Origin of the sequence: Vibrio sp. J2-3(2022) (genome assembly GCF_021725735.1) — a bacterium.
Taxonomy (GTDB): domain Bacteria; phylum Pseudomonadota; class Gammaproteobacteria; order Enterobacterales; family Vibrionaceae; genus Vibrio; species Vibrio diabolicus.
The window spans coordinates 394,162-406,451 of record NZ_JAKKCK010000004.1 but is presented as its reverse complement, the minus strand read 5'-3'; the positions used below and the strand labels follow the sequence as shown (position 1 = coordinate 406,451).

At 44.1% G+C, this 12,290-nt stretch carries 11 protein-coding genes; 6 read left to right on the top strand and 5 right to left on the bottom strand.

The window, feature by feature from the left end; translation table 11 throughout:
- From L3V27_RS16955 to L3V27_RS16940, 4 genes are all read left to right on the top strand, one after another.
- Complete coding sequence (locus L3V27_RS16955; protein WP_012841537.1) at positions 1–555, top strand: DsbE family thiol:disulfide interchange protein; 555 nt, start codon at positions 1–3, stop codon at positions 553–555.
- The gene (locus L3V27_RS16950) at positions 552–1,037 is read left to right on the top strand and encodes a cytochrome c-type biogenesis protein (RefSeq protein ID WP_005380519.1); all 486 of its coding nucleotides are present in this window, start codon (positions 552–554) and stop codon (positions 1,035–1,037) included. The genes L3V27_RS16955 and L3V27_RS16950 overlap by 4 nt, the downstream gene beginning before the upstream one ends.
- Complete coding sequence (gene ccmI / locus L3V27_RS16945; RefSeq protein WP_237312377.1) at positions 1,037–2,251, top strand: c-type cytochrome biogenesis protein CcmI; 1,215 nt, start codon at positions 1,037–1,039, stop codon at positions 2,249–2,251. The genes L3V27_RS16950 and ccmI overlap by 1 nt, the downstream gene beginning before the upstream one ends.
- Positions 2,252–2,466: 215 nt before the next feature.
- On the top strand, positions 2,467–3,240 hold the full coding sequence (locus L3V27_RS16940; RefSeq protein ID WP_182034831.1) for an MlaA family lipoprotein: 774 nt from the start codon (positions 2,467–2,469) through the stop codon (positions 3,238–3,240).
- Between the two features lie 74 nt (positions 3,241–3,314).
- On the opposite strand, the gene L3V27_RS16935 is transcribed toward L3V27_RS16940, so the two are convergent.
- The 4 genes from L3V27_RS16935 to L3V27_RS16920 all read right to left on the bottom strand — a co-directional run bounded on the left by L3V27_RS16935 (position 3,315) and on the right by L3V27_RS16920 (position 7,806).
- The gene (locus L3V27_RS16935) at positions 3,315–4,640 is read right to left on the bottom strand and encodes an outer membrane protein transport protein (protein ID WP_237312375.1); all 1,326 of its coding nucleotides are present in this window, start codon (positions 4,638–4,640) and stop codon (positions 3,315–3,317) included.
- Positions 4,641–4,949: 309 nt separating this feature from the next.
- Positions 4,950–6,209, bottom strand: a complete 1,260-nt coding sequence (locus L3V27_RS16930; RefSeq protein WP_124008391.1) for an outer membrane protein transport protein — start codon at positions 6,207–6,209, stop codon at positions 4,950–4,952.
- Positions 6,210–6,506: 297 nt separating this feature from the next.
- Complete coding sequence (locus L3V27_RS16925) at positions 6,507–7,238, bottom strand: DUF3379 domain-containing protein (protein ID WP_182019774.1); 732 nt, start codon at positions 7,236–7,238, stop codon at positions 6,507–6,509.
- On the bottom strand, positions 7,231–7,806 hold the full coding sequence (locus L3V27_RS16920; protein WP_029836529.1) for a sigma-70 family RNA polymerase sigma factor: 576 nt from the start codon (positions 7,804–7,806) through the stop codon (positions 7,231–7,233). The genes L3V27_RS16925 and L3V27_RS16920 overlap by 8 nt, the downstream gene beginning before the upstream one ends.
- A gap of 718 nt (positions 7,807–8,524) precedes the next feature.
- Between L3V27_RS16920 and fadI the strand changes: the two genes are divergently transcribed.
- Together fadI and fadJ are read left to right on the top strand one after the other, a co-directional pair.
- On the top strand, positions 8,525–9,832 hold the full coding sequence (gene fadI / locus L3V27_RS16915; RefSeq protein ID WP_005394284.1) for an acetyl-CoA C-acyltransferase FadI: 1,308 nt from the start codon (positions 8,525–8,527) through the stop codon (positions 9,830–9,832).
- Positions 9,832–11,943 (top strand): fatty acid oxidation complex subunit alpha FadJ, encoded by a 2,112-nt coding sequence (gene fadJ / locus L3V27_RS16910; RefSeq protein WP_005394283.1) that lies wholly within the window; start codon positions 9,832–9,834, stop codon positions 11,941–11,943. Before fadI ends, fadJ begins: the two co-directional genes overlap by 1 nt.
- A gap of 62 nt (positions 11,944–12,005) precedes the next feature.
- On the opposite strand, the gene L3V27_RS16905 is transcribed toward fadJ, so the two are convergent.
- Positions 12,006–12,260, bottom strand: coding sequence for a hypothetical protein (locus tag L3V27_RS16905; RefSeq protein WP_005397900.1), 255 nt, complete (start codon positions 12,258–12,260; stop codon positions 12,006–12,008).
- Between the last annotated feature and the right edge of the window lie 30 nt (positions 12,261–12,290).

The following is a 12,290-nucleotide window of genomic DNA, read 5'->3' as shown; positions in this document are numbered from 1 at the left end:
ATGAATAAGAAAATCTTATTTATTCCGCTCGTCGCTTTCATGATTTTGGCGGGCATTTTCGCAACCCAGTTAATGCGCAACCAAGAGGGCGATGATCCAACGAAATTGGAGTCGGTTTTGGTTGGTAAGCCAGTTCCTGAGTTTCACTTAGAAGACTTAGCTGAACCTGGAAAACAATACGACCAGTCAATTTTTAAAGGTGAGCCGTTGCTCTTGAACGTTTGGGCTACGTGGTGTCCAACGTGTTATGCAGAGCATAAATACCTAAACGAATTGGCGGGTAAGGGCGTTAAGATTATCGGTATGAATTACAAAGATGATCGTAACAAAGCGGTAGGCTGGTTGAATGATCTCGGCAACCCTTACTTAATTAGCCTATTTGATGGTAGCGGTATGCTTGGTCTTGACCTTGGCGTTTATGGTGCACCAGAAACATTCATTATTGATGCAAATGGTGTGATTCGCTATCGCCATGTGGGGGATGTTAACCCACGTAATTGGTCAGAAACACTGGAGCCGCTTTACAACAAATTGGTTGAGGAGGCGAAGCAATGAGAAAGCTGATCCTTGCAGTTTTTGCTGCCATGACATTATCTCTTGCTGCTCACGCTGCCATTGAAGTATACGAGTTCGATAACTTGGAACAAGAACAGCAGTTCAAAGAGCTAAGCCATACGCTCCGTTGCCCTAAATGTCAGAACAACACGATCTCGGATTCTAACGCTGAACTTGCTCAAGACTTACGCCATAAGGTGTACGAAATGACCAAAGAAGGTAAGTCCAAAGATGAGATTGTTGATTACATGATCGCTCGTTACGGTAACTTCGTGACTTACAACCCACCATTTACGGTTGCGACTGCGATTTTGTGGCTAGGGCCACTCGCTGTAGTACTGGGTGGTTTTGGTTTGATTGTACTGCGTAGCCGTAAATCTAAAGTTAAGGCAAAAGCGAGCAGTGACGAGCAATGGGATGAGCAAAAAGAGGCTCGTTTAAAAGCATTGCTTGAAGAAGAGAACAACGGAGATAAGAAGTAATGACACTATTTTGGATTTCCACCGTTGCTCTTACGCTTATTGCTTGTGCGCTGGTGGCTTTGCCGCTGCTTAAACAAAAAGCGAACAATGATGATGTGTTACGCGATGAGCTCAACAAGGCATTTTATAAAGACCGTCTATCTGAGCTTGCAGAAGAAACCGACGAAGGGCTGGTTGAAAGCGAAGACGAACTGATTTCTGATCTAAAGCAGTCTCTCCTTGACGATATTCCTGGTGATAAAGCGCAAAAAGAAACCAAGGTTTCACCAATCGCGGTTTTAGTCCCATCGGTAATTCTGACGGTGGCGTTGAGCTATGGCTTGTATTACAAATTTGGCGCGTCAGAAGATATTGTTCAGTGGCAAGAAGTGTCTGCAAATCTACCTGAGTTATCGAAAAAGCTGATGTCGGCTTCTTCTGAGCCGTTGAGTGACGATGAAATGGCGGATTTGACCCTTGCCCTTCGAACTCGCTTACATTACCAGCCGGAAGACTCGACAGGTTGGTTACTGCTAGGTCGTATTGCGTTAGCAAATCGTGATGTCACGACTGCTATCGATGCGATGGAAAAGTCATATCGCCTAGAGCCCCAAGATCCTGATGTGATGTTGGGTTATGCACAAGCTCTGATGCTGTCTCAAGAGGAAATGGATCAAGCGACGGCTCGCTCATTACTCGGCAAGCTGATGCAGCAAGACTATGTCGATCTGCGTGTGTTTTCTTTGTTAGCGTTCGATGCGTTTGAGCGTCAAGACTTCCCGGCAGCCATCAAGTACTGGGGAATCATGCAGCAAATGATTGGTCCAGAAGATAGCCGCTACGAGATGTTGTCACGCAGTATTGAGAGTGCTCGTAAGCAAATGGGCGAAGCGGTTTCACCGGATAAGAGTGTCGCTGTGACAATTAATGTGGCACCAAATGCTCAGTTGGATCCAAACGCAGTTCTGATTGTGTCGGTACATCGTGCAGATGGCTCACCAATGCCTGTTGCGGCAGCTCGCTATCCGCTGGGTACTTTCCCTCGTACAGTCGTATTAGATGATGGTAATGCCATGATGCAGGGTCAAAAACTATCTTCACTCGACAAGTTAATCGTCCGTGTGCGTGTGGACTCTGACGGTAACGTAGCAACGCGTGATCAAGATTGGCACGGAGAAAGTGACGTCGTTGAATTTGGCGCACCAGTAGAAGTGACCATTGATCAGCAGTATTAATTGTTAACATCTGTCTCTGAAACATGACAACGAGGTAGAGTCAGTTGCCTTTAGTGGTATGACTCTAAACGATCGAGTAGAATACCGAAGGCCAGCGACTGCTGGCCTTTATTTATTCCCATATCTGAGTCATCTTTACTACGTATACTGCTCAACATACGTACAACGGTTCATTGGGTGACTTAGGTAGATTAATAGTCGTTATGGAAAATAAAATGTATAACAAGGGTAAATCTACCTTCTTGTTACTGCTTGCAGTTGGACTGGTTGGCTGTTCAAGTGCGCCTGATGAAGCAGTAAAAGGACAAGAAACAAATCAAACGACTTCTGATGTGTATGACCCGTTGGAAGGCTTTAACCGAACCATGTGGGAAATCAACTACGAATATTTAGATCCGTATTTGGTTCGTCCTGTATCACTTGCGTATGTGGAATACACGCCAGTTCCTATTCGTTCCGGTATCGCTAACTTCTTATCGAACTTAGATGAGCCAGCCAGCATGGTTAATAACTTAGTCATGGGTAACGGCACGAAAGCCGTGGACCACTTTAACCGTTTTTGGATTAACTCGACGTTTGGTATTTTCGGTTTATTCGATATTGCAAGTGCCGCGGGTATTACGAAGTACGACGAGAAAGCGTTCAGTGATGCAGTAGGCCACTATGGTGTTGGAAATGGCCCTTACTTCATGATTCCAGGTTATGGCCCGTATACCTTACGTGAAGTGACAGATACCGTAGATAGTACGTATTTACCCCTCTCTTACCTCAACTTCTGGGCGAGTTTGGGTAAGTGGGCGTTTGAAGGCATGGAGAAGCGTGCTTTATTAGTACCGCAAGAAGCACAGTTAGACTCGTCGCCGGATCCATACATTCTTACTCGCGATGTTTATATTCAGCGTCAAAACTTTAAAGCAGAAGTTGAAACGGTGGAAGAAGTTAACATCGAAGAAGAAGAGTATTTAGACGAATACCTAGAAGACTTTTAAGCGCTGTTCTTTACAATATACAAATGAAAAAAGGCTTAGCTGATGCTAAGCCTTTTTTGTATTTTGCAGCTCGGTTAGAAGCGGTAGTTTGCTTGAACACCGATTAGCCAAACATTACCCGTAGTTTCGCCTACGAATTGGCCGCCGACTTGTTCTGCAGTGTCGTCTGACTTGTAACCACGAGACTCAACGATTGGTGCGTCTTTCGCAAAAATATAGGTGAAGCCAGCGTCTAGGCTGAAGTCTTTCGTCCAATCGTACGTTGCGCCAATACTTAGCCAAGTACGGTCAGTTTCTGGAATAGTGATCGTACGGTTTTTATCGCTTACCGCTGAAGTATCGTACGCAATACCAGTACGTAACGCTAGCTTAGGATCAAGCTGGTAAGTAGCACCAACAGCAAAGCGGTAGTTATCTTCCCAGTTTTCTACTTTAACCATATGCGTGCCAGCGGTATCTAGACGTGCTTCCAATTTCTCGAAAGAGCTCCAATCCGTCCAGTTAAAGCTTGCGTGTAACGCAAGTTGGTCTGTTACTTGGTGGAAGCTTGCCAACTCAGCCGTTGCAGGCAGGTTTAGGTACATGTAGCCGTTGTCACGTAGTTGTGAAAGCTTAGTACCGAAGCCAAAACCTAGACCTTCAGCATGGCCTTCAAGCTTCAGTTCAACTTCAGATTTGTACGCGAAGCCGATACGGTTATTTTCATTGATCTGCCATGCAGTACCAACTTGCCAGCCCCAAGCGGTATCGTCACCTTCCATGTATTTTAGAGCGGTACCTTGAGGAACACTGATAGGATCGCCAGTGACAGGGTGCTGTCCTACAACGTTATTCTTAGGTGCTGCTGCGCCAAAGCTGCCTTCGCCGATGATGTAACGGATACCACCACCAACGCTGATTGATTCATTGACTTTGTAAGCTGCGTTTAAGTTCGCTTCCATTGTCGTTACGCTTGCTTCGTTACCGAAGTGTGATGCACCAAAGCCTTTACCTAAATCGGTTTCCATGCCGTAGTTGGTGCCAAATGCCAAACCAATCGCGAATTTCTCATTGTATTGGTGTGATAGGTAGAAGTTTGGAATGATTGCATCATGTGCGAAATCATCTGAAGATGCAGAAGAAGTACTACCGTGGAAGTTTACATCACCTTCAATATCAATATTTGGGTTCACATAGATTGCACCAACGGACACTTGAGTGCCTTCCAAATAAGTTAGCATTGCTGGGTTACGCCATTGTGCACTTGCGTTGTCAGTCATTGCTGCTTCACCAGCATATGCTCGACCTAGGCCTGTTGCAGAATATTCAGCAAGTTGGAAACCTGCAGCGTTAGCCATGCCCGTTGTGCCAAGTAGGCTTAATGCCACTGCTGTTGATAGAAGAGTCTTGTTGGTTTTCATTCGAATGTTCGCTGATTTGTTTATAACGTGGGACGAAAGTTTAAAGGTAGAGTTTTTACTTTAGAAATGAAAATCCAACATAAGTAGTCATTTGGAGTATTATTCTTTCAAGTGTTGCTTGGGTGGTTTAATAATCTAACTGTGAAAGGCTTGTAAACGAAATTCAGCGAACAGCTGTGCGTCCTAATTGTGAGATTTAGATACACGTGTTCACTCAAATTGAGTGGGCAATAAATCGCAGATATGAAAAAAGGCTGGAAATCCAGCCTTTTATATAAAGTATTTTTCTACTAACTAACAGCGAAGCGTTTAGAAGCTACGGCTGTATTGTAAGCCGAATAGAATTGCATCAGCATGAGTTGTTGCTGTTACACCGGTAGAAAGACCAGGAGCTAATTGAGTATTCTCATTAACTTTTACATCTTCACCTAACAAGTATGTGAAGCCAAAATCGATGTTTGAGCTATTATCAATATGGTAAGAGAAACCTGTTGAGAACCACTGGCGATCTGAATCTGGTACCGAGATAGACGTTACTTTATCTTGAGCGCTTGTGTCGTACATGTAACCAGCACGAAGTGTCCAGTTGTTGTTTAGGTAGTAAGTACCACCAATTGCGTAGTGCCAGCCATCTTGCCATTGATAGTCTTTCGAGTAACCACCTTTAAGTAAACCCTGATTTAGGTTCTCAAAATCAATTTGGTCGAAATCTTTCCAGCCGATGTATTGAATGCTGTAGTGTACAGCAAACTTAGTGTCTTGGATTTTGTGGAAACCAGAAAACTCTGCCATATCTGGTAGAGGTAGCGTGATTTCCTGACCTTTGTCGTCTTTCGCCGTAAATTCAGGACTGTAACGATACGCTAGACCAAAACGGTTGTTTTCATCTAGTTCGTACACAGTACCAACGTTGAAACCAACAGCCCAACCATCAGCTTTATCTACGTCCAGAATTTTTTGACCGCCAACCCCTGGGACTGAAGAGCTAGTTGTACGCTTCATTGTGCCTTGGCCGTAGATTAAATCTAAACCAGCACCAAAGCTCCATTGTTCGTTTAAACGGTAAGAACCCGCAAAGCCAAAGTTGAGGCTTTTTACATCCGTAAGACCACCGTACTCGGTTGCGGTGTAGTTATCTGAAAATTCAGTTTTAGTGCCGAAATTAGAGTATGCGTTTACGCCCCATGCAAACTTGTCATTTACTGGAACGATTAGGTGAATGTTTGGAGCTATTGACGTATCACCCACATCATCAGTGTCAGCAACATTTACAGTACTGGAACCCAAAGGAGTATTAACGTTATATTTCGCATCTTTCACTTCAATCATTGAAGTAATGCTTTCGAAACCTAGCGAAAGTTCCATTTTATCAAATAGAGCCATTGCTGCTGGGTTACGAGCCATTACCGCGGCGTTATCTGCGATTACTGCATCACCAGCAAATGCACGGCCGATGCCAGTTGCTGATTGAGCGTTGATTTGGAAACCCGCTGCCATCGATTGACCTGAGGCAAAAGCTACCGTTACTGCTAGGAGAGTCTTTTTAAACAGACGCGTGTTCTGAGTCATTTGTTTTTCCTTATTAGATTCGTCTCTTTGGACGATAAATTGAGCTTTTGCTCAGTGGCGCAGATAGTAGTATCAATAGTTGCTTGGACAAATCCGACCATTGGATAAAATTGAATAAAAATTGCAGAAATGATGTCTAAAAGACGGGAAATTGCACTTAAAATGCATAATTTAGAGTTTAAGCTCTAAATGCTATAGCGATGGTGAATGTTTTGTGTTCTATTTATACAAAAATGCCGCTAAATAAGATCATTTAGCGGCATTTAACCTTTTGAAGGCTGGAAATCGTCGAAGTTATTACATCGGTTTAATCATTGATGCAAGAGTCGTAGCGATAGCATCAATATTTTCACCTTCTTCTCCGACTAAAATCAGGCTTGAACTCCCGACGGGCTGAACGATTCCGGTCATGCCATCCTTATTAAAGTCGGTACTTTGTTCGCTAGGAATACCAGTAATAAATAACGTTACTTTACCTTTTGGACCTTGGAATACCATATGCACCGCATTGGATTCGCCAAAACCGCAGTGGTTTAGGTAGTAAACGTGATATGGAAAGTTTTCACTAAACTGGTAATGAAATGGCGACATTTTCGCATTAATTTGCGAGCTCGGTACATCCTCATCAAGATGACGAACAAAAGGTTCTTCATGAATAACGTGTTTCATCGCGGTATCCGCTAAACTGGCTTGTGCTGGAGACACCAAAACATTTCCCCAGTTTACTTGACCAACTAATAATCCTGCGGTGAACGCAATAGAAGCGGCAAGTGCCATTGCTTTGCGAACAAAGTTTGGTTTGACGACCTTCTCTTCATCAAGTGCACTCGACGTCTGACTAAATAAAATCTTATCAGCGAGATCTTCAGGTACATCCACATTCATGGCTTGTTTAATTTTTACGTCGAGATCCAAAACGTCATCAACAAACTTATTGTTGGCGTCGCTACCAGCTAAAGCTTGCAGAATCTCTTCATCCTTTTGTTTTGGATCCGACAAAATACGACGACGAAATTCTAAATCATCCATTCTTTTGTCCTCTCTTAGTATCTTGAGAATCCAACATCTCTTTGAGTTGATTACGAGCGCGAAATAGTCGAGTCATCACTGTATTTTTATTTAAATCAAGAATGTCGCCAATTTCTTCTCCGCTGAAACCACCGACAACTTGGAGAAATAAAGGTTCGCGGTATTCAACATCGAGTTTCATGATCTGTGCTTGCAGCCATTCTTGCTGATGATGTGGGTCATCGCTGACTTTAGCATCATTGCCGTAATCATCGATATCAACTAAATCAAATTGTTTACGTTCGAAGCGGCGCGCATTTTCTCGTCTCAATATGGTGATGAGCCAAGACTTGGCTGCTTTTTCATCCTGGAGACTATCGAGTGACTTCCAGGCTCTAAGACAGGTTTCCTGAACTAGATCTTCCGCTATCGCTTTATCTTTGCACAACCAGTATGCGTAGCGATATAAGTCACGATGGTACCCTCGGACGAGCGCTTCGTATTTTCTTTGCTTGTCCATATCAGAGTTGACCGGACTGTTGGAATTTTTCTTTCCAAACATTTTTAATATGGCCACAGGAGCCTCCATCCTCGCTCTGTGAGTTTCTTATTTGTTCTGAGCATGACTTTACTTTTCAATAGCCTCGCGGTTTCGGTTGAGCGTGTGTCGTAGATAACCTCTGACACAATAAGCTATGTGGTTACTTAAAAGTGTATACGCAAATGCCAAATATCATCGAACATGAATTGGTAAAGATTGTTAACAATATCATCATTAGTAATCAATGGTTTGGATAAGTTCATTCGATGGGACATAAAAAGAGACTGCTAGCGGTGAATTTTTGAATCGGTTTGCATTGCTGAGCCTTTTAGATGTGCTTAAAGCTCGTAAAATCACTATAAAATTGATCTATTTCAAAATATCAAGCAGTGAAGGGGTTATAGTACATCTTGTCATCTCGTTAGTCATTGCGACTAACATGTTGAGCAAGATGACACTTCCTTTTGAAGGCTGACTTTACTTTCTCCTAATCAGGAAACTGATTAATTTTCAATTGGCGTAAGTTAATTGTTTTATAGATATTCCGACCACACAGTTATGTGTGGTTTTTTTTTGCTTCGATTTTACCTTCCATATACCTCTTACCGTTTTAACTCTCTATAGTTAATCATTATTAATCGCATAAGAATCAAAGAAGTAGAGTAATTGATCTACTTGCTTCACGTTTATTTAAACGCATGTTTGATAAATTTAACAAATTCATTACAATGCATCAGGTCAGACCTCTTGTATTTAAGGAGAAACAATGGGCAAGCAGGAAGTAAAAACACGCAATGGTGAGCGTGTCGCTATTGTCGCGGGGCTTCGAACTCCCTTTGCTCGTCAAAGCACGGAATTTAGCCAAGTGCCAGCGGTCGATTTAGGGAAAATGGTAGTAAGCGAAATGCTTGCTCGAACAGATATTGATCCGAAGTTAATCGAACAAGTGGTATTTGGACAAGTAGTACAAATGCCTGAAGCGCCAAACATCGCACGAGAAATTGTGTTAGGCACCGGTATGAACATCCATACTGATGCTTACAGTGTGACTCGTGCGTGTGCAACGAGTTTTCAAGCGGCGGTCAATGTCGCAGAAAGCATCATGGCGGGAACCATCGATATCGGTATTGCTGGTGGTGCAGACTCTTCTTCCGTCCTGCCTATTGGCGTATCTAAGAAACTGGCCGCTAATCTGCTTGCTCTAAGTAAGACAAAAACAATGGGTCAGAAGCTTAGCATCCTCAAAAACTTGAGCTTTAAAGACCTTATGCCAGTGCCTCCTGCAGTAGCCGAATACTCGACGGGCTTGTCGATGGGACAAACTGCGGAGCAAATGGCAAAGACGCATGGTATTTCTCGTGCAGAGCAGGATGCGCTTGCACATCGCTCTCATACGCTGGCTTCCCAAGCTTGGAAAGAAGGTAAGATCCAAGGTGAAGTGATGACGGCTTTTCCAGAACCATACAAAAAATGGATTTCGGAAGACAACAATGTCCGTCACGACTCAACCGTAGAAGGGTACGCGAAACTTCGACCTGCCTTTGATCGCCAGTATGGCAGTGTTACGGCAGCTAACAGTACGCCACTGACTGATGGTGGTGCGGCAGTGATGTTGATGCGCGAAGGTAAAGCGAAAGAGCTTGGCATGGAGATTCTTGGCTACATACGTGGCTACGCATTTTCAGCGATCGGTGTGGAAAAGGACATGCTGATGGGACCGACTTATGCCACAGCAAAAGTGCTAGAAAATACAGGCTTGGAATTGTCTGATCTGACGTTGATCGACATGCACGAAGCGTTTGCTGCGCAAGCATTGGCGAATGTGAAGATGTTTGCTTCAGATAAGTTTGCTCAAGAAAATCTAGGTCGTTCGAAAGCGATCGGTGAAATCGACATGGATAAGTTTAACGTGCTTGGTGGCTCAATCGCTTACGGTCACCCATTCGCGGCGACAGGTGCACGAATGATGACGCAAACCCTACGTGAACTGAAACGCCGTGGTGGCGGTATTGCATTGAATACCGCATGTGCAGCTGGCGGTCTTGGTGCAGCAATGATTCTGGAGGTTGAGTAATGAGCGAGCAAAAAGCATTTAGTCTAAAAGTTGATGAGCAGAATATTGCTTGGTTAGCGATTGACGTACCTAATGAAAAAATGAATACGCTACAGGCGGCTTTTGCTGATGAAATGAAAGAAATCTTTGCTCAGCTAAAAGACGCCAGTGGCATCAAAGGGATGATCATTCATTCCCTAAAACCGGACAACTTTGTCGCGGGGGCCGATGTTCGCATGCTAGAAGCGTGCACGACCGCAAGTGAAGCAGAAGCATTAGCGAGGCAAGGTCAAGAGCTATTCCAGCAGCTATCGGACTTACCATATCCTGTGGTTGCCGCTATTCACGGTCCATGTTTGGGCGGTGGTTTAGAGCTTGCTCTTGCATGTGATTATCGTGTTTGTACGGATTCAGATAAAACGCGTTTAGGCCTACCAGAAGTACAGCTTGGATTGCTGCCAGGTTCCGGCGGTACGCAGCGTCTGCCGCGTTTGATTGGCCTGTTACCTTCACTGGACTTGATCCTGACGGGTAAACAGCTTCGCGCAAAGAAAGCTAAAAAGCTGGGCGTTGTGGACGCCTGTGTCCCTGACACCATTTTGCTCGACGTAGCAAAACAGTTTATCGACAAAGGTAAAAACAAGGGTACGAAAAAGCTATCGACGAAAGAAAAAGTGATGTCGGGTAGCGGGTTAGGGCGCAAGTTTGTGTTTGAACAGGCAGCGAAGAAAACCAATCAGAAAACCCGTGGTAACTATCCTGCAACGGTCGCGATTTTAGACGTTATTCAGCATGGTTTAGAGAAAGGTTTCGCCCAAGGACAAGAGCTTGAAGCGAAACGCTTCGGTGAGCTTGTGATGAGCTCTGAATCAAAAGCGCTCCGTTCTATCTTCTTTGCGACAACGGAAATGAAGAAAGAAAATGGTACGGATGCGAAACCCGCGCCAGTTCATAAAGTTGGCGTGCTTGGCGGTGGCTTGATGGGCGCAGGAATCAGCCATGTGTCTGTTGCAAAAGCGAAGGTGCCTGTCCGCATCAAAGACGTCAGCAACGATGGCGTTCTAAACGCACTCAACTATAACTACAAGTTATTCGAGAAACAGCGTAAACGTCGCATTCTATCAAAAGCCGATCTGCAAGCGAAAATGTTGCAACTGTCTGGCGGTGTCGACTTTACCAGCTTTAATCATATTGATGTCGTAATTGAAGCCGTTTTTGAAGACTTAGATCTTAAACAAAAAATGGTGGCGGATATTGAAGCGAATGCCAAGCCGGAAACCATCTTTGCGACCAATACTTCTTCGTTACCAATCCACAAAATTGCAGAAAAAGCGGAGCGTCCAGAAAACGTAGTGGGTTTGCATTACTTCAGCCCGGTAGAAAAAATGCCGTTGGTGGAAGTGATTCCGCATGAAACGACCTCAGATGAAACCATTTCAACAGTCGTTGCACTTGCTAAAAAGCAAGGTAAAACCCCGATCGTAGTGAAAGACAAAGCGGGCTTTTACGTGAACCGCATTCTTGCGCCATACATGAACGAAGCGGCGCATATTCTGCTGGCTAACGAACCGATCGAAAAGATTGATACGGCGTTGCTTGATTTTGGTTTCCCTGTCGGCCCGATTACCTTACTGGATGAAGTCGGTGTCGACATTGGCGCGAAGATCATGCCGATTCTAGTCAACGAGTTAGGTGAGCGATTCAAAGGCCCTGACGTGTTCGATATCTTATTGAATGACGGTCGCAAAGGACGTAAGAGCGGGAAAGGTTTCTACACTTACAAAGGTAAGAAGAAAGAAGTCGATAAATCTATCTACAAGCTGCTTAAGCTCGATCCTGAATCTAAGCTGAGCGATAACGATATTGCGTTGCGCTGTGTACTACCAATGCTGAATGAAGCGGTACGTTGTTTGGATGACGGCATCATTCGCTCGCCACGTGATGGTGATATTGGTGCAATATTTGGCATTGGTTTCCCTCCATTCTTGGGCGGTCCATTCCGTTATATGGATCAGTTTGGCATTAAAGAACTGGTTGAGAAAATGAATGAGTTTGCATCGAAGTACGGCGATCGTTACGCACCGTGTGATGGTTTGCTTACTCGAGCTGGAGAAGGAACCACATTCTATTAAACGTTGCTTCGATAAAGAAAAAGGCTTGCCAGTGGCAAGCCTTTTTCATAAATAAGAAATAGTTACTTCTTCTTGTCTTTCTTATCTTTATTGTGGCCTTTACCTGGGTTGTCGTCCCCGTGAACGCTGCTGTTGCCTTTGTTGTCTTTATCTTTCCACTGTTTTGAAGAGCAATCATCTGATTTGATAGAAACATTGTCTCCGCTTAGGCGGACACAGTCGTTACTTAGCTCAAAGCCATCACCTTTCACCGAGATTTCAGCGTGTGCAGATGCCAGTGGCAGTAAAATAGCCGCAAGTAGTAGTGCTTTTTTCATGATTACCTCATTAATTTATTTTTAGTGTGG